The 22,775-nt window shown below is 60.5% G+C and carries 19 protein-coding genes; 9 read left to right on the plus strand and 10 right to left on the minus strand.

Going from position 1 to position 22,775, the window contains the following annotated elements; genetic code table 11:
• The first annotated feature begins 10 nt into the window (after positions 1-10).
• Positions 11-973, plus strand: coding sequence for a CobW family GTP-binding protein (locus KVH01_RS05320; RefSeq protein ID WP_217880697.1), 963 nt, complete (start codon positions 11-13; stop codon positions 971-973).
• On the opposite strand, the gene KVH01_RS05325 is transcribed toward KVH01_RS05320, so the two are convergent.
• A complete protein-coding gene (locus KVH01_RS05325; RefSeq protein ID WP_043048175.1) occupies positions 967-1,362 on the minus strand; it encodes a DUF3301 domain-containing protein in 396 nt (131 codons plus the stop codon). The genes KVH01_RS05320 and KVH01_RS05325 overlap by 7 nt on opposite strands.
• A gap of 117 nt (positions 1,363-1,479) precedes the next feature.
• Here KVH01_RS05325 and pdxY point away from each other — a divergent pair, with 117 nt between their 5' ends.
• Positions 1,480-2,352, plus strand: coding sequence for a pyridoxal kinase PdxY (pdxY, locus tag KVH01_RS05330; protein ID WP_043048174.1), 873 nt, complete (start codon positions 1,480-1,482; stop codon positions 2,350-2,352).
• Between the two features lie 40 nt (positions 2,353-2,392).
• On the opposite strand, the gene KVH01_RS05335 is transcribed toward pdxY, so the two are convergent.
• Positions 2,393-2,878, minus strand: coding sequence for an acyl-CoA thioesterase (locus KVH01_RS05335; protein ID WP_217880698.1), 486 nt, complete (start codon positions 2,876-2,878; stop codon positions 2,393-2,395).
• 295 nt (positions 2,879-3,173) lie between these two features.
• On the opposite strand from KVH01_RS05335, the gene KVH01_RS05340 reads away from it, so the two are divergent.
• Positions 3,174-4,931: a cation:proton antiporter gene (locus KVH01_RS05340; protein WP_217880699.1), complete on the plus strand. Its 1,758-nt coding sequence runs from the start codon at positions 3,174-3,176 to the stop codon at positions 4,929-4,931.
• Between the two features lie 102 nt (positions 4,932-5,033).
• Here KVH01_RS05340 and KVH01_RS05345 read toward each other — a convergent pair whose 3' ends face one another.
• The 3 genes from KVH01_RS05345 to uvrD form a co-directional block, all read right to left on the minus strand.
• Entirely contained in the window at positions 5,034-5,441 is a 408-nt protein-coding gene (locus tag KVH01_RS05345) for an SMI1/KNR4 family protein (RefSeq protein WP_124413332.1), read from the minus strand.
• Between the two features lie 135 nt (positions 5,442-5,576).
• The gene (locus KVH01_RS05350; RefSeq protein WP_217880700.1) at positions 5,577-6,446 is read right to left on the minus strand and encodes a Tim44 domain-containing protein; all 870 of its coding nucleotides are present in this window, start codon (positions 6,444-6,446) and stop codon (positions 5,577-5,579) included.
• A gap of 298 nt (positions 6,447-6,744) precedes the next feature.
• Positions 6,745-8,928 (minus strand): DNA helicase II, encoded by a 2,184-nt coding sequence (gene uvrD, locus KVH01_RS05355; RefSeq protein ID WP_124380010.1) that lies wholly within the window; start codon positions 8,926-8,928, stop codon positions 6,745-6,747.
• A 279-nt stretch (positions 8,929-9,207) separates the two neighbouring features.
• Between uvrD and KVH01_RS05360 the strand changes: the two genes are divergently transcribed.
• From KVH01_RS05360 to KVH01_RS05370, 3 genes are all read left to right on the plus strand, one after another.
• Positions 9,208-12,081: a putative bifunctional diguanylate cyclase/phosphodiesterase gene (locus KVH01_RS05360; RefSeq protein ID WP_217880701.1), complete on the plus strand. Its 2,874-nt coding sequence runs from the start codon at positions 9,208-9,210 to the stop codon at positions 12,079-12,081.
• Positions 12,082-12,245: 164 nt separating this feature from the next.
• Positions 12,246-13,112 carry a transcriptional regulator HexR gene (hexR, locus tag KVH01_RS05365; protein ID WP_003177007.1) on the plus strand — a complete coding sequence of 289 codons (867 nt, stop codon included), beginning with the start codon at positions 12,246-12,248 and terminating at the stop codon, positions 13,110-13,112.
• Between the two features lie 212 nt (positions 13,113-13,324).
• Complete coding sequence (locus KVH01_RS05370; RefSeq protein ID WP_080889045.1) at positions 13,325-13,522, plus strand: PA3496 family putative envelope integrity protein; 198 nt, start codon at positions 13,325-13,327, stop codon at positions 13,520-13,522.
• Here the strand turns inward: KVH01_RS05370 and KVH01_RS05375 are convergent.
• Complete coding sequence (locus tag KVH01_RS05375; protein WP_217880702.1) at positions 13,452-14,426, minus strand: LysR family transcriptional regulator; 975 nt, start codon at positions 14,424-14,426, stop codon at positions 13,452-13,454. The two genes, KVH01_RS05370 and KVH01_RS05375, sit on opposite strands and share 71 nt — an antisense overlap.
• 195 nt (positions 14,427-14,621) lie before the next feature.
• Between KVH01_RS05375 and KVH01_RS05380 the strand changes: the two genes are divergently transcribed.
• Entirely contained in the window at positions 14,622-16,037 is a 1,416-nt protein-coding gene (locus KVH01_RS05380; protein ID WP_003195732.1) for an acetyl-CoA carboxylase biotin carboxylase subunit, read from the plus strand.
• A gap of 11 nt (positions 16,038-16,048) precedes the next feature.
• The gene (oadA, locus tag KVH01_RS05385; protein ID WP_043048164.1) at positions 16,049-17,857 is read left to right on the plus strand and encodes a sodium-extruding oxaloacetate decarboxylase subunit alpha; all 1,809 of its coding nucleotides are present in this window, start codon (positions 16,049-16,051) and stop codon (positions 17,855-17,857) included.
• A gap of 83 nt (positions 17,858-17,940) precedes the next feature.
• Here oadA and KVH01_RS05390 read toward each other — a convergent pair whose 3' ends face one another.
• From KVH01_RS05390 to KVH01_RS05400, 3 genes are all read right to left on the minus strand, one after another.
• On the minus strand, positions 17,941-19,230 hold the full coding sequence (locus KVH01_RS05390; protein ID WP_217880703.1) for an autotransporter outer membrane beta-barrel domain-containing protein: 1,290 nt from the start codon (positions 19,228-19,230) through the stop codon (positions 17,941-17,943).
• A gap of 191 nt (positions 19,231-19,421) precedes the next feature.
• A complete protein-coding gene (locus tag KVH01_RS05395) occupies positions 19,422-20,192 on the minus strand; it encodes an amino acid ABC transporter permease (protein WP_217880704.1) in 771 nt (256 codons plus the stop codon).
• Positions 20,189-21,010 carry an ABC transporter substrate-binding protein gene (locus KVH01_RS05400; RefSeq protein ID WP_217880705.1) on the minus strand — a complete coding sequence of 274 codons (822 nt, stop codon included), beginning with the start codon at positions 21,008-21,010 and terminating at the stop codon, positions 20,189-20,191. Before KVH01_RS05400 ends, KVH01_RS05395 begins: the two co-directional genes overlap by 4 nt.
• A 114-nt stretch (positions 21,011-21,124) precedes the next feature.
• On the opposite strand from KVH01_RS05400, the gene KVH01_RS05405 reads away from it, so the two are divergent.
• The gene (locus KVH01_RS05405) at positions 21,125-22,027 is read left to right on the plus strand and encodes a homocysteine S-methyltransferase family protein (protein WP_217880706.1); all 903 of its coding nucleotides are present in this window, start codon (positions 21,125-21,127) and stop codon (positions 22,025-22,027) included.
• A gap of 69 nt (positions 22,028-22,096) precedes the next feature.
• On the opposite strand, the gene KVH01_RS05410 is transcribed toward KVH01_RS05405, so the two are convergent.
• Positions 22,097-22,768, minus strand: coding sequence for a GNAT family N-acetyltransferase (locus tag KVH01_RS05410; protein ID WP_217880707.1), 672 nt, complete (start codon positions 22,766-22,768; stop codon positions 22,097-22,099).
• Positions 22,769-22,775 lie beyond the last annotated feature (7 nt).

The raw sequence follows: 22,775 nt of genomic DNA on the forward strand, positions 1-22,775 counted from the left end.
GATGCTTCCCATGCTGCAGAATATTCCCACCCACGTGATTGCCGGCCCGTTGGGCGCCGGCAAGACCAGCCTGATCCAGCACCTGCTCGCCCAGCGCCCGGCCAACGAGCGCTGGGCGGTGCTGATCAATGAGTTCGGCCAGATCGGCCTGGACGCGGCCTTGCTCACCCAAGACGATGATGGCATCGCCCTCGGTGAAGTGGCCGGGGGCTGCGTGTGCTGTGTGAATGGTGCACCGTTCCAGGTCGGGCTGGGCCGCTTGCTCCGTAAGGCCAAGCCGAATCGATTGTTTATCGAACCTTCAGGTCTGGGTCATCCGGTGCAGTTGCTCAAACAGCTGCGAGAGGCGCCGTGGCAAGGCGTACTGGCGGTGCAGCCCTTTGTGCTGGTGCTGGATGCCCAGGCCTTGGCGGCGGGCAAGCCTTTGCCACCGGCACAGCAAGAGGCATTGGCCGGCGCCGGCCTGTTGGTGTTGAACAAGGACGAAGCGCTGGATGCTGCACAGCGTCAGGTGATTGAAGCGCAATTACCCAAATGCACGCTCTATTGGACACGGCAGGCGCGATTGCCACTTGAGCGGATGCCAGGCTTGGATGCGCAGGCCCAAGGCGCTGTGGATAACTTCGATGTCCCTGAGGGACTGGCGCAAATGCCGGCCATCTGGAGTGATCCTGCGCTGCCGATCTGTCTGAGCCAGGGCGAGGAGGGCGGCTGGAGTATCGGTTGGCGTTGGCACCCAAGCCAGCAATTTGAGATCAGCCGCCTGCATCACTGGCTATCAGGCCTCGAATGGAGGCGTGCCAAACTGGTTATCCACAGTGTCGACGGCTGGGTCTCGGCCAACGCTGTGGATAACAGCCCTCTAGCCTGGCGACCCAGCGAATGGCGGCGGGATTCGCGGCTTGAATTGATCTTCAGCGAGCCACAGGATGTAGCGGTATTACAGGCCGCGTTGGCAGCCTGTCGTTATTGACGATTCTTGGTGGCGTGGTCCTGACGCCATTGGCTCAATTCGATCACCTCGGCGCTGGGCAACGGCTCCTTGGCCTCGAACGGGTAGGGCGCCAGTTCAATCTGCGCACTGTGGGCGCCGAACTGGGTGATAACCCCGGCATGCCGGGTTTCCCCGGTCACGGTGAATTCGAAGGTGTAGACACGTGCCAGGCGCCGCCGGCCATTGGCATCCTTGACGAACCCGATGCGTTTGAGTGCCACCGCACCATCGAGCAGTTCGATATCAAGCTTGGCGCAATGCTGCTTGACCCGCTCCAGCGCGCGCTCACGCAGGCCGTGGTTGTGCCAGACCCAGGCGGCGCCGGTCGCCAGCAGCATCAGCACGAAGATGTTTCCCAGGGTCAGCATTCCATGAACTCCAACAAAGTGAGAGCAGCTTAACTGTGTCGCCGGTCTGTCGTACAGGCTGCGTTTAGTCGCATACTGCGCGGCCAGAATTTCAACGGCTTGACGGAAATCTCCCGCATGAAACGCACACCTCATCTGCTTGCGATCCAGTCTCATGTGGTCTTTGGCCACGCCGGAAACAGCGCCGCCGTATTCCCCATGCAGCGGGTCGGGGTGAACGTATGGCCGCTCAACACGGTGCAATTCTCCAACCACACACAGTATGGACAGTGGGCGGGAGAAGTGTTGGCGCCGCAGCAAATTCCGGCGCTGGTGGAAGGCATTGCCGCGATTGGTGAGTTGGGCAACTGCGATGCGGTGCTGTCAGGCTACCTCGGCAGTGCAGCCCAAGGCCGCGCGATCCTTAGCGGTGTAGCCCGTATCAAGGCGATCAACCCCAAGGCGCTGTACCTGTGTGACCCGGTGATGGGTCACCCGGAAAAGGGCTGCATCGTGCCACAGGAGGTCAGCGATTTCCTGCTGGACGAGGCTGCGGCCATGGCGGATTTGCTCTGCCCCAATCAGCTGGAGCTGGACAGTTTTGCCGGGCGCAAGCCTCAGTCGCTGTTCGATTGCCTCGCAATGGCCAAGGCGTTGCTGGCGCGCGGGCCCAAGGCGGTGCTGGTCAAGCACCTGGATTACCCGGGCAAACTCCCTGACGGCTTCGAAATGCTGTTGGTGACCGAAGACGGCAGCTGGCACTTGCGTCGGCCGCTGCTGGCGTTCCCGCGTCAGCCGGTGGGCGTGGGCGACTTGACGTCGGGCCTGTTCCTGGCGCGGGTGCTGCTGGGCGACAGCCTGGTCGCGGCCTTTGAATTCACCGCCGCGGCAGTGCATGAAGTGCTGCTGGAAACCCAGGCCTGCGCCAGTTATGAACTGGAACTGGTGCGCGCCCAGGATCGCATTGCTCACCCTCGTGTACGCTTTGAAGCCACACCCATTAGCCTCTAAGTACACAAAAACCAGTGTGGGAGGGTTTACAGGTTTTGAATCAAGGCGTTTCGTCTTTGATTTCCTGGTAACGCTTTTCCAGCTCCTGGCGAATCTGCCGGCGCTGCTGGGCCTGCACAAAGCGGCGCTTGTCCTCGCTGTTCTGCGGCTGCAGGGGCGGCACGGCGGCGGGTTTGCGCTGGTCGTCCACGGCCACCATGGTGAAGAAGCAGCTGTTGGTATGGCGCACCGAGCGCTCACGGATATTTTCGGTCACTACCTTGATGCCCACTTCCATCGAGGTATTGCCGGTGTAGTTGACCGACGCCAGGAAAGTCACCAGTTCACCGACATGGATCGGTTCGCGAAAAATCACCTGGTCCACCGACAGCGTCACCACGTAACGGCCGGCATAACGGCTGGCGCAGGCGTAGGCCACTTCGTCGAGATACTTGAGCAGGGTGCCGCCGTGGACATTGCCTGAGAAGTTGGCCATGTCAGGGGTCATCAATACCGTCATCGACAGCTGGGCGTTTCCGGGTTCCATAGCACACTCACGGGTTGTAGGCATTGGTTGGGGGGCGGGCACCTCTGCGGGTGCTGGAGTCTTTGCTGCGCCATCCCTAACGGGACGCCAGTGGGCGGCTTGCCGTCACGCGCGCGGCGATCTGTTTCCATATATTGCACCGGCTTTTCAGCAGAAGTCGCGGTGTTAACCTTCAAAAGCCCATCTCAGGGCTTTTCTTACGTTCAAGGCAGACTTTTCCTTCCGCTCTTTGCGACCCTACAAAGACGCGGCCGGAAGTGGGAAAAGCGCCGGTACCCTCAAGGAGCCCCTCGCCATGCACGCCATCAGCTTTATCCAGGACCTGGCCGTGATCATGCTGGTAGCAGGGGTCGTTACCATCCTGTTTCATCGCCTCAAGCAGCCGGTGGTGCTGGGCTACATCGTCGCCGGCTTCATTATCGGCCCCCATACCCCGCCGTTTGGCCTGATCCACGACGAAGACACCATCAAGACCCTGGCCGAGCTGGGGGTGATCTTCCTGATGTTCTGCCTGGGCCTGGAGTTCAGCCTGCGCAAGCTGTTCAAGGTGGGGGCCACGGCGTTTATCGCGGCGTTCCTTGAGATCGTTCTGATGATCTGGATCGGCTACGAGATCGGCCGCTGGTTCGATTGGAGCACCATGGACTCGCTGTTTCTCGGCGCGATCCTGGCGATCTCCTCGACCACCATCATCGTCAAGGCCCTCAATGACCTGAAGATGAAAGACCAGCGTTTCGCCCAGCTGATTTTTGGCGTGCTGATCGTCGAGGACATCCTGGGTATCGGCATCATTGCCTTGCTGTCGAGCATCGCCGTCAGTGGCACGGTCAGCTCCGGCGAGGTGTTTTCCACGGTCGGCAAGCTGTCCTTGTTCATGATCGTCGCGCTGGTGATCGGCATTTTGCTGGTGCCACGCCTGCTGGCTTACGTAGCCAAGTTTGAAAGCAACGAGATGCTGCTGATCACCGTATTGGGCCTGTGCTTCGGTTTTTGCCTGTTGGTGGTGAAGTTGGAATACAGCATGGTGCTCGGGGCCTTTCTGATTGGCGCGATCATGGCTGAATCCCGTCAATTGATTAAGATCGAGCGCCTGATCGAACCGGTTCGCGACATGTTCAGTGCAATCTTCTTTGTCGCCATTGGCTTGATGATCGACCCGCACATCCTGCTGCAATATGCCTGGCCGATTGCGGTGATCACCGTGGCGGTGGTGCTGGGCAAGATGCTGTCTTGCGGCCTGGGAGCGTTTATCGCCGGCAATGATGGCCGTACTTCGCTGCGGGTCGGCATGGGGCTGTCACAGATTGGCGAGTTTTCTTTCATCATTGCCGCATTGGGGATGACCCTGCAGGTCACCAGCGACTTCCTGTATCCGGTGGCGGTGGCTGTTTCGGCGATTACCACGCTGCTGACCCCCTACCTGATTCGCGGTGCCGACCCGTTGTCATTGAAGATTGCAGCGGTGATGCCCAAGCGTATGAGCCGGGTCTTCGGCATGTATGGGGAGTGGCTGCGCAGCATTCAGCCTCAGGGCGAGGGCGCGATGCTGGCCTCGATGATTCGCAAGATCATCCTGCAAGTCGGGGTCAACCTGGCACTGGTGATCGCGATCTTCTTCGCCGGTAGTTATTTCGCCGCACGCATCGGCGGGTACCTGGAGGGATGGATCAGTGATCCGAGCTGGCAGAAGGCATTGATCTGGGGTGGGGCACTGCTGTTATCGCTGCCTTTCCTGATTGCGGCGTATCGCAAGCTCAAGGCGCTGTCGATGTTGTTGGCAGAGATGAGTGTGAAGCCGGAGATGGCCGGGCGGCATACCCAGCGCGTGCGGCGGGTGATTGCAGAGCTGATCCCCATCTTGTCGCTGCTGGTGATCTTCCTGCTATTGGCAGCCTTGTCGGCCAGCATTCTGCCGACCAACAAGTTGCTGGTGTTGATCGCCGTGGTCACGGCGGCGGTGGCGGCGGTGCTCTGGCGCTGGTTTATCCGTGTGCATACGCGGATGCAGGTGGCTTTGTTGGAAACGTTGGATAACCACAAGGATAAGCATTAGGACCGAGCTTGCTCGCGAAGATCGTTAACGATAATGCGGGAAACCTGACACCCATAGGCGCCCTCAGGTTTCTCGCGAGCAAGTTCGACTCCTGCAAAGGCCTCAGCTTTCCAGCCAGACGTCCCGCGCCCAGTGCCACACCGATTCCCAGGTTTCTTCGGTAACGAGTTCTTCTTCGCCGGACCACAGCACCACGGTGCCGTCTTCTTCGACGAGATAGTAGTCATCGCCGTCCTGGCAGATCGGGATCATGCTGCGGTCGACGCCGGCATCCCAGGCGTTGGCGGCAACGTCCGGCAGGTAGGTATGGGATTGTGGGTCGGTGACGGTCACCGGCTCCAGGCTGCCGTACACCACGTCACTGACGGTCAGCAGGAATTCGCGAAAGACAAACGGGATGTCGATGAACAGTTGTTCTTCGATCTCAACCAGTTGGTCTTCGTCAGGCAGCTCCAAGGGAACCGGGACCGGTTCGTTGGCTTCACGCAATTGTTCGATGATTTCTTCCACGGCCGGGATCCTCTTGCTAGATGGCGCGGTTTATAGGGGCGTTTTATACAGTAGCTCGCTATAAGTGCAACCGTGAAATAGAAAACCCCGGACATGTCCGGGGTTTTTGTTACCGCTTGCTCAAACGTGCAGGTTTCAGCCGTTCTGGCGGATACCCGCTACCAGCCATGGCTGGTCCTCGCCCTGGGCACGTTCCATGTTCCAGCTTTCGCTGAACACTTCGCCCTGGTCGAAACGCGAAGTCTTCGACACGCCGCTGAAGGTCAGGGTGGCGATGGTCTTGTCGGCGCGATCATCCACACCGTCCAGTTGTACGCGCAGGTCGTCGATGTAGGTCGACTGGAATGCGTCGCCGATTTCGGCGCGTTCGCGCTTGAGGAACTCCAGCAATTGCGGGGTCACGAACTCGGAGATCTTGTCCATTTCGTTAGCGTCCCAGTGTTGTTGCAGGGACTGGAAGTGGCTGCGGGCCGCTTCGACGAAACGCTCTTCGTTGAACCAGGCCGGTGCGTTGATCACCGGACGGGCAGCGGCAGGTGCTGCCGAACCACCGAAGATCGAACCCATGGCAGGCTTCTGCTCGAATACTTCACGCTGCATGGGTGCGCCGGCTGGAGCCAGGTGCTCCTGCTGCTTGCGACGACGGGCGGCGATAAAGCGGAAGATCACGAAGGCAATGACGGCCAGGATCAGAATGTCGAAGATCTGCATGCCTTCAAAGCCGCCGCCCATGAACATGGAGGCGAGCAGGCCACCGGCAGCGATACCGGCCAAGGGGCCCAGCCAGCGCGAAGCACCGCCGGCCTTGGCAGCAGCGCCAGCGGCACCGGCTGCGCCCGCAGTGGCGGCTGCACCGCCGGCACCGGCGGTTGGAGCCATCTGGCTGGTTTGGTGAGTCGGCGCCGCGCCTGAGCTTTTGCCGCCACCGAAGCGTTTGGCGTTGGCGTCGAGACTCATCGTCAAGCCGATGCACAACGCCATGGCGATGCTAAGAAAACGTTTCATATAGGGAATTCCCATTTGTGGATTGCACGCGCGCCATGTTGCACAGGTGTCGTGACAGTGGCTAGCGGCATAATGTTTCGGGCTTTTGCGTAAACCGAATCCGAATGGTCTGTAGGACGTATTACAGATATTGGCCCGCGCTTGTTAAAAACAAGAGCGGGCCCGTAACCTTCATGTTGAGCAGCTCTCAGTAGGAGCGAGCTTGCTCGCGAAAACGTCAACGATAACGCGGGCATTCTGGATGAACGCGTTGTCTGGACGTTCTTCGCGAGCAAGCTCGCTCCTACAGGGGAGGGTGTCAGACCGCTTCGAGCTTCGCGTAGCCCATCATCAGCCACTTGCTGCCTTCGGCGAAGTTCACCTGCACCCGCGCCTGGGCACCGGCGCCTTCGAAGTTGAGGATCACGCCCTCGCCGAAGATCGCATGCCTGACCTGCTGGCCCAGGCTGAACGGGGTTTCCGGAATTTCGGAACCGGCGAACATGGTGCTGGAATTTTGCTGCTGTCCACCGCCGAACGGGCGGCTGACGCTGTTGGAAAGGCGCACTTCCTGGATCAGCCCTTTCGGCACTTCACGTACAAAGCGCGACACCTTATTGTAGGTTTCGCTGCCGTACAGGCGTCGGGTCTCGGCATAGGTCATCACCAGGTTCTGCATCGCCCGGGTAATGCCCACATAGGCCAGGCGGCGTTCTTCCTCGAGGCGGCCGGGTTCTTCCAGGCTCATCTTGTGGGGGAACAGGCCTTCTTCCATGCCCACCAGGAATACGTAGGGGAATTCCAGGCCCTTGGCGCTGTGCAAGGTCATCAGCTGGATGCTGTCTTCGTGCTCATCGGCCTGGGTGTCGCCGGCTTCCAGCGACGCGTGGCCCAGGAAAGCGGCGAGCGGCGTCAGCTCTTCGTCGTCCTCGGTATTTTCGAAGGCGCGGGCGGCACTGACCAGTTCCTCAAGGTTTTCCACCCGGGCCTGGCCTTTCTCGCCTTTTTCCGCTTCGTGATAGGCGATCAGCCCGGACTGCTCGATCACGGTCTGGGTCATCAGGTGCAGGGGCATTTCTGCGCACTTGGCGGCCAGGTTCTCGATCAGCTCGACAAACACACCCAGCGCCCCGGCGGCGCGGCCGGTCAGGCCTTTGTTGGCGATCAGCAAACGCATGGCTTCCCACATCGACACATCGGCATGGCGCGCATGGTCGCGGATCGCTTCGACGGTTTTCTCGCCGATGCCACGGGCCGGGATGTTGATCACACGTTCCAGGGCTGCATCGTTGCCACGGCCTTCCAGCAAGCGCAGGTAGGCCATGGCGTTCTTGATTTCCGCCCGTTCAAAGAAGCGCTGGCCGCCATAGATACGGTAGGGGATGCGTTCGCGCAGCAAGGCTTCTTCCAGTACCCGTGACTGGGCGTTGGAGCGGTACAGAATCGCGATATCGCTGCGCGCCAGGCCGGTTTTCAGCGCGCTTTCGATGGTTTCCACCACGTAGCGCGCTTCATCGTGCTCGTTGAACGCCGCGTACAGGTTGATCGCCTCGCCTTCGCCGCCGTCGGTCCACAGCTCTTTGCCCAGGCGCCCGGTGTTGTTGGCGATCAAGGCATTGGCAGCCTTGAGGATCCCGGCAGTGGAGCGGTAGTTCTGCTCCAGGCGAATGGTCACCGCGTCCGGGAAATCTTCGGAATACTGGTAGATGTTCTCGATTTTCGCGCCGCGCCAGCCGTAGATCGACTGGTCGTCATCGCCCACCACCATCAGGCTGTCGCCGCCCTTGGCCAGCAGGCGCAACCAGGCGTACTGCACGGCGTTGGTGTCTTGGAACTCATCCACCAGGATGTGGCGAAAGCGTTTCTGGTAATGGGCCAGCAAACCGGGGTTGTCGCGCCACAGGTCGAGGGCGCGCAGTAACAGTTCGGAGAAGTCGATCACGCCGGCGCGCAGGCACGCCGCCTCGTAGGCTTCATAAATGCTGCGCATGGTGGCCAGGAACAAATCGCCGCTGGCCTGGATATGCTGCGGGCGCAGGCCCTCGTCCTTCTGGCCATTGATAAACCATTGGGCCTGGCGCGCCGGCCAACGTTGTTCGTCGAGGCCCAGTTCGCGGATCACGCGCTTGACCAGGCGTTGCTGGTCGTCGCTGTCGAGAATCTGGAAGGTCTGGCTCAGCCCCGCTTCCTGCCAATGCGCCCGCAACAGGCGGTGTGCCAGGCCGTGGAAGGTGCCCACCCACATGCCGGCCGGGCTGATGCCCATCAACTGCTCGATGCGATGGCGCATCTCGGCAGCGGCCTTGTTGGTGAAGGTCACCGACAGGATGGAATGCGGGGACGCGTTTTCGACCTGGATCAACCAGGCGATACGGTGCACCAGCACTCGGGTTTTACCGGAGCCAGCACCGGCCAGGACCAACTGACGGCCAACGGGGGCCGCTACGGCCTGGCGTTGGGCATCGTTGAGGGAGTTCAGCAAAAGAGAGAGATCATCGCGCATCGACGCATTCTATGGGCCTAAGGGGGCTCGGGCAAATCCCAATGCCAGATGGTCGACGCAAAACATCCCGCACACTACCGCGCGGGCAAACATTGCGCCGTGAGGGATGACCGGTTGGTCATCGGCCGCAGCCCGCGCCGCGTCTCGCTCAAGCCGTCTGGGCCAAAGGTTTGCGGCCGATCCTGGCGGGGTTTTTATGACCTGGAGCAGTTTGGTGCAGGCGCCTGCTTGTGTATGCTCCGTCGACGTTTCGGGCTCACCATTATAAGAACACCGCCTATGACCCTTAGCACCGACCTGTTCGGCCCCTCGGCGGCGCCAGCGCAGGTCATCCGTAAACACTATGCAACCCAAATGGCGGTCGAGCGTACGCGCCTGTTATATCAGGGCTCATTGCTGCCGACGCTGCTGATGCTGGTCAATGGCTTGGTCTGCGCCTGGTTGCTTTGGAACCCCGAGCAATACCTGTTCGACAGCATTTGGCTGCTCTGGCTACTGGCCCTGGTGGCGATGCGTGTGATTCAGGTGGCGGCCTTTGATTCGGCGATGCCCAGCCGCCAGGCCCAGCCGGTGTGGCGGCGTATGTTCATGCTCGGTTCGGCGGTCAGTGGCTTGACCCTGTCCGTCGCGGCCATCGCCCTGGTACCTGCCGACAGCTTCATGCATCAGGCCTGGGTGTTTGGCCTGATCGGCGCCGCTTCATTGTCGGCCAGCGTGGCCTATGCCGTGAGCCTGTGGGCCTTCCTGTCGTTTGTCTTGCCGTGCCTGGTGCCGGCCATCGTCTATCTGTTCTGGAATGGCACGGCCCAGCAGCAGGGCTGGGGTGTGCTCGGCCTGATCCTGCTGGCGTCCCTGAGCCTGGTGGCCTGGCAGGTCAACCGGCTGATCCAGCGCGGGCTGTTGCGACGTTTCCAGAACCAGGCCCTGATCGAGCATTTGCAACAGTCTCAGCAGCGCAGCGAGCAGTTGAACCTGGAGCTGGTGCGTGAAGTCGAGCAGCGCCGCCAGGTTGAACAGGACTTGCGCGACGCCCAGATCGGCCTCCAAGACGGTATGGCGCGACGCAGCCAGGAGCTGGATGCCGCCAGCCTTGCCCTGAATAAAAGCGAAGCGCGCCTGGCCATGGCCCTGCAAGCCAGCGAACTGGGCCTGTGGGATTGGAACCTGCAAACCGACGAAGTCCACCACACCCAACTCAAGGAGCTGTTCGGCCTGGAGCCCGAGTACGTCACGGCGATGCTCAGCCACCTCAAGCCGCGCCTGCACCCCGACGACCTGCCGCTGCTCAAGCGTGCGCTGGTGGAGCATCTCAAAGGCCGTAGCGAGGACTATCAGGTGGAGTACCGGGTGCGCCATGGTGACGGGCATTGGGTGTGGATCCAGGACCGTGGCCGTGCGGTAGAGCGTGCGCCCAACGGCCGCGTGACCCGCATGCTCGGCACGCGCCGCGACATCAGCGCCAGTAAGGCGCTGGAAGAACAGCAACGGCTCGCCTCGACGGTGTTCGAGGCGGCCAGCGAAGGCATCGTGATCCTCGATCCCGAGTACGCGCTGATCGCGGTGAACCAGGCATTCAGCCGTGTCACCGGTTTTGACATCGACGACATGCTTGGCCGCAATGTGGTGGAACTGCCCAGCAGCCGCGATGCGCGACGCCACTTCCCGGTGATCCGCCAGGCGCTGCTCAGCCACGGTACCTGGCAGGGCGAGTTGGTGGAAACGCGCAAGAACGGTGAGCTCTACCCGCAGTGGCTGCAATTGAACGTAGTGCGCGATGTTCGAGGAAACGTCAGTCATATCGTGGGTTTTTTCGCCGATCTGTCGGCGCGGCGCGAATCCGAGGAGCGTATGCGCTACCTCACTCACTACGATGAACTGACCGGCCTGGCCAACCGCTCGCTGTTTCGCGAACGTCTGCGCGAGGCCCATCAGCGTGTGCGTCAGGGCGGGCGCAGCCTGGCGCTGCTGCATATCAACCTGGACCGCTTCAAGTTGCTCAATGACAGCTTGGGCCATGAAGTGGCCGACCAGTTATTGCAGAAAATGGCCCGGCGTTTGATCAACGCGTTGCCTGAAGCCGACACCATTGCGCGCCTGTCCGGTGACGAGTTTGCCGTGCTCTTCGACGCCTACGGCAACCTGTCGAGCCTGGCACGGGTGGCGACGCGGCTGCTGGCAAAACTGCGTGTACCGGTCACAGTGGAAGGGCATGAGCTGGTGGTCAGCGCCTCAATGGGGGTTAGTCTGCTGCCGGATAATGCGCGGGAAATTTCTGCGCTGGTCAGCCAATCGAATATGGCCATGCAGCATGCCAAGCACTTGGGCGGGAATAATTTCCAGTTTTACACCGACAGTCTGCAAGCCAGCACCCTGGAGCGTTTGCAGCTGGAAAACCACCTGCGTAAAGCCATCGAGGAGCGTCATCTGAGTGTGTTCTACCAGCCTAAACTGTGCCTGGCCACCGGCAAGCTGAATGCCGCCGAGGCGCTGATCCGCTGGGAGCATCCGCAATGGGGCATGGTGCCGCCCGGGGACTTTATCGGCCTGGCCGAAGAAACCGGCTTGATCGTGCCGTTGGGCGAGTTCGTGCTGCGCCAGGCGTGTTGGCAGGCTTGCGAGTGGCAGCGGCAGGGGCTCGCGCCGATTCGGGTATCAGTCAACTTGTCGGTGCATCAGTTGCGCCAGGGCAAGCTGGTCAGCCTGGTGCGTCAGGTCCTGGAAGAAACCGGCCTGGACCCGCAATACCTGGAGCTGGAATTGACTGAAAGCCAGTTGCTCGACAGCGTTGAACACATCATCGCCACCTTCCAGCAGTTGCGCGACCTGGGGGTGAAACTGGCCATCGATGACTTTGGCACAGGTTATTCCTCCCTGAGCTACCTCAAGCGCATTCCGGTGGACTACGTGAAGATCGACCAGACCTTTATCCGCGGCCTTGGCCAGGGACGTGAGGATGCGGCGATCACCCGTGCAATCATCGCCATGGCCCATGGGTTGGCGCTCAAGGTCGTGGCCGAAGGCGTGGAAGATCAGCAGCAGCTGGAGTTTCTGCGCGGTGAGCAGTGCGACGAAGTGCAAGGTTATTTGATCAGCCAGCCGATGCCGGCCGGAGGGTTGGCGGATTTGTTACGCAAAAATGCAGATTTTTCTTAACGCAGCGTAGGCCGAATTTATGGCTACATAGCGCCTGCCCGCTGAAACCAGAGGGGGAGCAGGGCGATTTAGTAATGCATCGAACGGGCAAAACGAGAATTCTTGTAGTATAACTACAAGCTTGCTACATCCCTGGCGCCTGCCAATAACAAGAGTCCTGCCCTTTGAACCTGTTGCAACATATCGCCCAGTCGCGCCACCTGTTACGCAAATCGGAACTCAAGGTTGCCGATCATGTGCTGCTTGATCCTGCGGCCGTGATGCACAGTTCCATGGCCGACCTGGCCCACAGCGTGGGCATCAGTGAGCCGACCATCGTGCGCTTCTGCCGCGCCATTGGCTGCTCCGGGTTCCAGGATTTGAAACTCAAGCTGGCACAGAGCCTGGCGGCCGGCGCGAGCTTCGGCCAGTTTGCGATCCATGAAGACGACTCCGTCGCCGACTACAGCCTGAAAATCTTCGACACCACCTTGCATACCCTGATGGAAGTGCGCGAGAAGCTCGACCCGGTGGAGCTGCAAAAGGCTGTGACCGCCATGTCCCAGGCCCAGCGTGTCGAATTCTATGGCTTTGGTGCCTCGGGCGCGGTGGCGGCCGATGCCCAGCACAAGTTCTTTCGCCTGCTGCTGACGGCTGCCGCCTACAGCGACCCGCACATGCAGGCAATGTCGGCAGTGACCTTGAAGCCCACTGACGTGGCGATCTGTATATCCCAGTCCGGTCGTTCCAAAGATTTGCTGATCACCGCCAACCTGGTGCGTGAGAGCGGCGCTTCGCTGATTACCCTGTGCCCGAGTCAGACGCCATTGGCGGAACTGTCCACGGTGAACCTGGCGATCGATGTGCATGAAGACACCGAAATTTATACGCCGCTGACCTCGCGCATCGCTCATCTGGTGGTGATCGATGTGCTGGCGATGGGTGTGGCCATGGCCCGTGGTCCTAGCCTGGTCAACCACCTCAAGAGCGTGAAGCGCAGCTTGCGCAGCCTGCGGCTGTCGCCCAAATCCGTCAAAGCCCTCGACGACTAAATACCTGCACACAGAACTCAATGTGGGAGGGGGCTTGCTCCCGATAGCAGTAGGTCAGTCAATGGAATCTGTGACTGAAACTCCGCTATCGGGAGCAAGCCCCCTCCCACATTAGATTCTCCATGCATCCAGAATCTTCATCAGGCTGTCATCGCCCCGTCATCCCCCGCGTCCACCCTGTACTCCCCCGTACTCGCATTGGGAGACTCCAAATGACCCGGCACTACGAAGACAGCAACAGCACCGTCAAGACCCGTCGTCAGCAGGAAGACCAGCGCCGCATGGCGTTCCGTCGCGCCATCGAAGACCGTTGCGAAGAGCGCCAGTTGCTCCAGAGCATCACGGACTACCCGGAACTCCATTGGCAGGCACCCGTGGCAGCCCAGCGAAACGCTCAGCCAACGCGCTGATCTGCGCCCGTTCGCTGCGGATAAAGCCCAGGAACGCATGGGCCACCGGTGACAGGCGTTTAGCCTTGGCCTGCACCAGGCACCAGCTGCGGTACAGCGGCAGTTCTTCCACCGGCAGCTCCTTGAGCCCGCCGGTGGCCAGCTCCATGTTGACCGCATGACGCGTCAGCAGGGCCACGCCCAACCCTGCGCTCACGCATTCACGCTGCGCCTCGGCCGAGGCCACTTCCACCGTCTGGGTGAAATGCACGCGTTTTTCCTTGAAGTATTCTTCGCAGGCCAGCCGCGTACCGGAGCCCGGTTCGCGCAGCAGCAATGTGTAAGGCTCCAGGTCTTGCAGGCGCAACGGCCCTTGCAGGCTCAGGGGGTGGTCGAGGGGCGCCACGGCGACAATCGGGTTGTTGAGAAACGGCAGGAATTCCAGGCCCATGTCCTGGGGCACCATGGACATGATCACCAGATCGTCGCGGTTATCCGAAAGCCGGCGAATGACCTGGGCGCGGTTGACCACAGTCAAATGCAATTGCACCTCTGGATGCTGGCGCTTGAAGGCGGCAAACAGGTGCGGCACGAAATACTTGGCGCTCGATTCCACCGCCAGTTTCAGCTGGCCCTGCAGCGAGCCCTGCATGTCCGATAGTTGCATGTCGAGGTTTTCCAGGCGCCCGAAAATATCGCGGCTGGCGCGCTGCAGGGCTTCGGCCGCCTCGGTCATGTAGAGTTTTTTGCCGACGTAATCGAACAGCGGTTGGCCGATCAGCTCTTCCAATTGACGAATCTGCAGGCTGACCGCGGGCTGCGTCAGGGACATTTCCTCGGCTGCGCGGCTGTAGGAGCGCAGATCGCAGACCTCATGAAAGATCTGCAATTGACGTAATGTCAGTCTCATCAGTGACTTACGCATTATTTACATCCCCTCACTCCTGGCTATGCGGCCAACTATAAGTCTTTGCTTATGCTTGACCCAATAATTATTGATTTTTGTTAATCCCTTGGCAGGCTTAGTGTGTGTCTCGCGACTGTCATGAAACATTTGGTCACGCGCCGACCCAGCTCCATCGGGTCGCAGACGCAGCAATCGGCTCAAGGGAATTTCCAAGTGATAAAAAAGATCCTGATCGCCAACCGTGGTGAAATTGCCGTACGAATCGTACGTGCCTGCGCCGAGATGGGCATTCGCTCGGTCGCGGTCTACTCGGACGCCGACCGCCACGCGTTGCACGTCAAACGTGCCGACGAAGCCCACAGCATTGGCGCCGAGCCCCTGGCCGGCTACCTGAACCCGCGCAAGCTGGTGAACCTGGCGGTGGAAACCGGTTGCGACGCCCTGCACCCCGGCTACGGCTTTCTGTCAGAAAATGCTGAACTGGCGGACATCTGCGCCGAACGCGGGATTAAGTTCATCGGTCCATCGGCCGAAGTCATCCGCCGCATGGGCGACAAGACAGAAGCGCGCCGCAGCATGATCAAGGCCGGTGTGCCGGTCACTCCCGGTACTGAAGGCAACGTTGCGGATATCCACGAAGCGCTTACCGAGGGCGATCGCATTGGTTACCCGGTGATGCTCAAGGCCACCTCCGGTGGTGGCGGGCGCGGTATTCGTCGTTGCAACAGTCGCGAAGAACTTGAACAAGCCTTCCCCCGCGTTATTTCCGAAGCCACCAAGGCGTTCGGTTCGGCGGAAGTGTTTTTGGAAAAATGCATCGTCAATCCCAAGCACATCGAGGCGCAGATCCTCGGTGACAGCTTTGGCAACGTGGTGCATTTGTTCGAGCGTGATTGCTCGATCCAGCGTCGCAACCAGAAACTCATCGAAATTGCTCCAAGCCCCCAGCTGACCCCCGAACAGCGCGCCTATATCGGCGACCTGTCGGTGCGTGCCGCCAAGGCCGTTGGCTACGAGAACGCCGGCACCGTGGAGTTCCTGCTCGCCGAGGGCGAGGTGTACTTCATGGAGATGAACACCCGGGTGCAGGTGGAACACACCATCACCGAAGAAATCACCGGGATCGACATCGTGCGTGAGCAAATCCGTATAGCCTCGGGACTGCCGCTGTCGGTGAAACAGGAAGATATCCAGCACCGTGGTTTCGCGTTGCAGTTCCGTATCAACGCCGAAGACCCGAAGAACAACTTCCTCCCAAGCTTCGGCAAGATCACCCGTTACTACGCACCCGGCGGCCCCGGCGTACGCACCGACACGGCGATCTACACCGGCTACACCATCCCGCCGTTCTACGACTCCATGTGCCTGAAACTGGTGGTGTGGGCGTTGACCTGGGAAGAAGCCATGGACCGCGGCCTGCGTGCCCTGGATGACATGCGCCTGCAAGGCGTGAAGACCACCGCCGCCTACTACCAGGAAATCCTGCGCAACCCGGAATTCCGCAGCGGCCAGTTCAATACCAGTTTCGTGGAAAGCCACCCTGAGCTGACCAACTACTCGATCAAGCGCAAACCCGAAGAGCTGGCCCTGGCCATCGCCGCCGCCATCGCCGCCCACGCAGGCCTGTGAGGAATATAACAATGAGCAAGAAGATTTTCGTAACCGACACTATCCTGCGCGACGCCCATCAATCGTTGCTCGCAACCCGCATGCGCACTGACGACATGCTGCCGATCTGCGACAAGCTCGACAAAGTCGGCTACTGGTCCCTGGAAGTCTGGGGCGGTGCGACCTTCGACGCCTGCGTGCGCTTTCTCAAGGAAGACCCGTGGGAGCGCTTGCGCAAACTGCGCGCCGCGTTGCCCAACACGCGCCTGCAAATGCTGCTGCGCGGCCAGAACCTGCTGGGCTACCGTCACTACAGCGATGACGTGGTGAGGGCGTTCGTGGCCAAGGCGGCGGTTAATGGTATCGACGTGTTCCGTATCTTCGACGCCATGAACGACGTGCGTAACCTGCGTGTGGCTATCGAAGCCGTCAAGGCCGCTGGCAAACATGCCCAGGGCACCATCGCCTACACCACCAGCCCGGTGCACACCGTCGAGGCCTTTGTGGCCCAGGCCAAGCAGTTGGAATCCATGGGTTGCGACTCGATCGCGATCAAGGACATGGCCGGCCTGCTGACCCCGTATGCCACCGGCGAGCTGGTCAAGGCGCTGAAAGCCGAGCAGAACCTGCCGATTTTTATCCATTCCCACGACACCGCCGGTTTGGCCGCGATGTGCCAGCTCAAGGCCATCGAAAACGGTGCCGATCATATCGACACCGCCATCTCCAGCTTCGCCTGGGGCACCAGCCACCCGGGTACCGAGTCGATGGTCGCCGCGCTTAAAGGCAGCGAATTCGACACCGGTCTGGATCTGGAGCTGCTGCAGGAGATCGGCCTGTATTTCTACGCCGTGCGCAAGAAGTACCATCAGTTCGAAAGCGAATTCACCGCGGTCGACACTCGCGTGCAAGTCAACCAGGTGCCGGGCGGGATGATTTCCAACCTGGCCAATCAGTTGAAAGAGCAGGGCGCCCTCAATCGCATGAGTGAAGTGCTGGCCGAAATCCCCCGTGTGCGTGAAGACCTGGGCTTCCCCCCACTGGTCACCCCGACCTCGCAGATCGTCGGCACCCAAGCGTTCTTCAACGTGCTGGCCGGCGAGCGCTACAAGACCATCACCAACGAAGTGAAGCTCTATTTGCAAGGCGGCTATGGCAAGGCGCCTGGCACCGTGAACGAGAAACTGCGTCGCCAGGCCATCGGCAGCGAAGAAGTGATCGACGTGCGTCCGGCCGATTTGCTCAAGCCGGAAATGACCAAGCTGCGCGGCGAAATCGGTGCGTTGGCCAAGTCCGAAGAAGACGTGCTGACCTATGCCATGTTCCCGGACATTGGGCGTAAATTCCTTGAAGAGCGCGACGCGGGCACCCTGGCACCGGAAGTGCTGCTGCCGATTCCGGAAGCCGGCGGTGTGGCCCGTGCCGGTGGCGAAGGCGTGCCGACCGAATTCGTCATCGACGTGCATGGCGAAAGCTACCGCGTCGACATCACCGGCGTGGGGGTGAAGGCCGAAGGCAAGCGTCACTTCTACCTGTCCATCGACGGCATGCCGGAAGAAGTGGTGTTCGAACCGCTCAACGAGTTTGTCAGCAGCGGCGGCAGCAAACGCAAGCACGCCACCGAACCGGGCCATGTGAGCACGGCGATGCCGGGCAATATCGTCGACGTGCTGGTCAAGCAAGGCGATGTGGTCAAGGCCGGCCAGGCCGTGCTGATTACCGAAGCCATGAAGATGGAAACCGAAGTGCAGGCAGCGATTGCCGGCAAGGTGACCGCCGTTCATGTGGCCAAGGGCGACCGGGTCAACCCTGGCGAAATCCTGATCGAGATCGAAGGCTGAGTACAGCCTTCGAGACTAACGTTTAATCCTCGGGGGGGCAGGTGCTCCCCTTTTTTTTGCCCGCTATTGAGCGTTCGGCAGCGCTAGAAGCTCATCTTCCACTGACCCATCAGACCCTGGTCGCGACCGTGGTTGCCGCTTTGGCTGGTATAGGTCAGGCCGACACTCTGTTGGGTCGAGAAGGCGAGATCCAGGCCTGCTTGCAGGTCCAGGCTGTCGCGGTCCAGGGCGGTGCCCGTGATAGTGAATGCATCGATCATGGTTGGCGCATGGCGCGAGGATTGGCGGACCTGGCTGTCGACGTCGCCATAGAGGTGTTTCCAGCTGGTGCTCAGGTGGGGCGTGAGGCTCATCTTGTTGTCGAACCGATACACCGTCGCCACGCGCAGGCCGAGGGTGCTGTTCAGGTTTCGCTGGGTCTGTGGGCCGACATTCAACGCGGTCAGGCCGCCGCTTTCTTTGAAGCGTTCGCGTTGGTAGCGCTGGTAACCGAGGCCAACGAAAGGTTCGACACTGGAGTCGTCACTGCCCAGTTGATAGCCCAATTCAGAGAACAGCGTTTGACTGCTGGCGTTGTAGCTACCTTTGAGCGACTCCGTGGCATTCAAGAGGCTGACGCTGCGTTTGTTCTGCCCGGCATGGTTGCTGTAGATCGCGCCAAGGCGCAGGGCCAATGGGCCATCCTGGCGCACGGCATAGCCGCCCAGGTGCCAGCTGTCCAAATCGGAGGCAAAACGCTTGGCATCGAAGCGACTGGAGGTCTTAGCGCCCATGACACCCACCCGCCAGGCAGGGTCGATTGCCCAGTCGGCGCCCAGCAACAGGCCTTGGGTATCGTGTTTCAAGCCAGCACTGCCGTGTTGTGAATCAAGGCTGCCGCCATTACCCAGGCCCTGTACCCAGAAGTGGCCTGCGTCGTCAGTAGGCAGTGTACGCAAGGTGGAGAGCAATTGGCTGCTCAGGTGTTGTGTGCTGCGCTGGGTCGCGGCGGCCAGGTTAGCGTTTTGGCTACCGGCCAATTGCTCAAGAGCCGCGCCGATGCCTCCGGGCTGCTTGCTCAGTTGGTCGAGTTTTTGCTGCATGTCCTTGAGCTCTTCGGCGCTCATTTGGCCGGATTCAACCAGACCAATCAAGGCCGGTTCCAGCACCTTGGCGACCTGTAGACCATTGTGCGAGGTGGCCTGCTGCGTAAGGAAACCGTCGAAAGGCGGAGGAATGGGCGGCGCCCCGAACCCGGACATGAACTCCCACTGAGCGGGAGCGGCGTCGTAGGGCGACCGGTATTCGATATCGCCGCGCGCGTGCACCGGTTGAAAACTGGCGGCTGCCGCAAGGCTGATGACTATCGCGATTCTTTGGAGTGTAAAGGGCATGAATTCCCAACCTCTGATGAATGAGGCCGGGAATTTAGCGGGGGCGCGGGACGATAAATGTCAGGCCAGTGACCGCTGGCTTGCGGGAGTTGTCTTCGGTGAGATGCGATTAAAAACTCATGGGCTCGAGAGCATTAGCAGGCGGTGAAATCACTGAGCGTGGCCAGGCGCGGCGCCACAGGTCCTGAGCTTCAACCGCGGCGCACATAGCCCTTGCCGAAATGCCGCTCCATGCGCGACTGGATCAGCTCCAGGGCCAGTGACATTACCCAGTAAATGATCGCCGCCGTGGTGAGCATCTCGATGTAGCGGTAGCTGGAGCGACCATAGGACTGCGCCAGGAACATCACCTCCCATACCCCCATCACCGAAATCAACGACGAATCCTTGAGCATCGAGATGAACTGGTTGGTGGCTGGCGGGATGATGGTTCGCATCGCCTGGGGCAAGGTGACGTGCCAGAAGATCGCCCTGTCGCGCATGCCCAAGGCCAGCGCGGCTTCGCGTTGACCGTGGGGAACGCCGAGGATGCCGGCGCGGAAAATTTCACTCAGGTAGGCGCCATAGTTCAGCGACAACGCGATGATTCCGGCGGCGATGGCGCCTGGCACCAGGCCCAGCTGCGGCAGGCCCAAATAAATCAGCAGGATCTGGATCAGCAGCGGCGTACCACGAAAGAACGAGGCGTAAAAACTGGCAATGCCAAACGCTACTGCGCTTTTCGACAGACGCCCCAGCGCCGTAATAAAGCCCAGCATCGATGACGCAACTATGGCACACAGGCACAGGAACAGTGTCAGCGCCGCACCTTGCAGAAAGCCGTTGGGCGCCAGGTGCAGGCCGACAAGGTTGGGCAGCTTGTCGAGGATGATCGAGAACTTCAGGTCAAAGCTCAGGAAGAAACTGGCAAACAGTGCAAACAGTACCGCCCAGGTCAGGTAAAGCCGTATACGAAAGCTCATTGGCTGATATCGGCGCCGATCCATTTTTGCGACAACTTGCTCAAGGTGCCGTCCTGTTTAAGCTCGGCGAAGACCTCACGCACTTTGCTGTCCCATTGCGCGTCGCCTTTCTCGATGGCTACCGAGTTGGGCTCCGAATACAACGGCGTGCCGGCGAGCTTGAAGCGTTTATCTTGCGTCAGGCGCGGCTGCGCGGTCACCAGGTTGGTAAGGATCGCATCCAGGCGTACGCCAGCACCCAGGCCGAGGTCCTGGAACGCCACGTTGTCGGTGTCGTACGGGGCGATCTGCACATCCTCGAATGGGTACTGCACCTGGGTATCTTCGGCGCCCTCGATCACCAGATTCTTGTTCAGATAACTTTCGTAGCTGGAGGCACTGGTGAGGCCGACTTTCTTGCCACTCAGGTCTTTGGCTTCGTGAATACGATCATCCTTGGCGTTGACCACGATCACGGCGGGCGAGGCATAGTATTGCACCGGGAAGTCGAACACCTCGGCACGCGCCTTGCTCGGGGTCATGGAGCAGATGCAAATGTCATAGCGCCCGCTCCAGCGGCCGGCGGCGATCACGTCCCACGACGGCGTTTCCAGGCGCAGCTTCACCCCCAGTTTTTGCGCCACGGCCTTGGCCACGTCCACGTCAAAACCGTCGAGCTGGTTCTGCTCATTGAGAAATGAAAACGGCGGGTAACTTTCCATCAGCACGCCGACCAACTCTTTTTTCTGCTCGATACGGTCCAGGGTGACGCCGCCAAAGGCTTGGGTGGAAGCGGCCAACATCGTCAGGCCCAGGGCCTGCAGCAGTCTGAATTTCAAAATCGCGCACCTGAATAAAAAAGTGGTTGTTATTAACCGAATGGTACGCATTAAATAGTTATAAGAACGACTCTCATAGTGAGTTATTTTCATAAGCATATGAGTAAAAAGCATATGGGCGCAGCTAACACAGTAATTCTCGATGGCGGCATGGGCCGTGAACTGCAACGCCGTGGCGCGCCGTTCCGCCAGCCGGAATGGTCGGCCCTGGCCTTGAGCGAAGCGCCGCAAGCGGTGGAGGCCGTGCATGCGGCCTATATCGACAGCGGCGCCAACGTGATTACCAGCAATAGCTATGCGGTGGTGCCTTTTCATATCGGCCAAGAGCGGTTCGCGCAAGAAGGCCAGGCGCTGGCCGCACTGGCCGGTGAGTTGGCACGACGGGCGGTGCAGGCATCCGGCAAAGCGGTACAGGTCGCCGGTTCATTGCCACCGCTGTTTGGCTCTTATCGCCCCGACTTGTTCCAGGCCGAACGGGTCAGTGAGTTGTTGACACCACTGGTGCAAGGCCTGGCGCCTCACGTCGACCTGTGGCTGGCGGAAACCCAGAGCTCAATCGTTGAGGCACGCGCGATTCATGCCGGCTTGCCGCAGGATGGCAAGCCGTTCTGGCTGTCGTTTACCTTGAAAGACGAAGACACCGACGACGTACCACGCCTGCGCTCCGGCGAGCCAGTGACCGAGGCGGCCGAGGCCGCCGCGCAGTTGGGCGTGCAGGTGTTGCTGTTCAATTGCAGTCAGCCGGAAGTGATCGGCGCAGCGATCGATGCGGCGCGTGAAACCTTCGAGCGAACGGGTGCAGCGATTCAGATCGGCGCCTACGCCAACGCCTTCCCGCCGCAACCCAAGGAAGCCACGGCCAACGACGGTCTGGACCCATTGCGCGATGACCTCGACCCGCCAGGTTACCTGCACTGGGCGGCTGACTGGAAGGCGCGTGGCGCCAGCCATTTGGGCGGTTGCTGCGGCATCGGGCCGGAGCATATTGCGGTGCTGGCGCAGCGCCTGACCAACTGATTTACCCACTTCAAAGTGTGGGAGGGGGCAAGCCCCTTCTCACATTAGGTTTTGTATTGGTTTTGAGGCCTAGGTCCGGCATTCGGCCAGGGTTTTCAGCTGGCCCGAGCCGCTCTGGTTCGCCTCCGACAGCCATGCCTCAAACCCTGCACCTACCTTCGGCCATTCCGAATCGATGATCGAATACCACGCGGTATCCCGGTTCCTGCCCTTGACCACCGTGTGCTGGCGGAACACGCCTTCAAAGCTGAAGCCCAAGCGCTCGGCCGCATACTTGGAGCGGGCGTTGGCGTTGTTGCACTTCCATTCCAGGCGGCGATTGCCCTGCTCGAAGGCGTACTTGGCCAACAGGTACACCGCCTCGGTGCTTTTGGGCGAGCGTTGCATCGGAGCACCGAAAGTGACATGGCCGATCTCGATGCGGCCCTGCTCGGGCACAATCGACATCAGGCTGAGGATGCCTTGGACCTGGCCAGTCGCGCGGTCAATCACGCTGAAAAAATACGGGTCGTTATGGGCCGCGTGATTATTCAGCCAGGCATCGAACGCGTTGCGCTCAGGGAAGGGGCCGTAGGGCAAATAGTCCCATAGCTTGGGGTCGGCGCCGGGGCCTTGCAGGGCATTGAACAGGTCATCGCCGTGGCGCGCCGGGTCGAGTTTTTCCAGGCGGATAAAGCGCCCTTCGAGCAGTTCAACCGTGGGGGCCGGGACGCCTTTCCAGTCGGCGAGGGAAGTGGACATGCTGTGC

It is taken from the genome of Pseudomonas khavaziana (genome assembly GCF_019145205.1).
In the GTDB taxonomy this organism is placed as follows: Bacteria; Pseudomonadota; Gammaproteobacteria; order Pseudomonadales; family Pseudomonadaceae; genus Aquipseudomonas; species Aquipseudomonas khavaziana.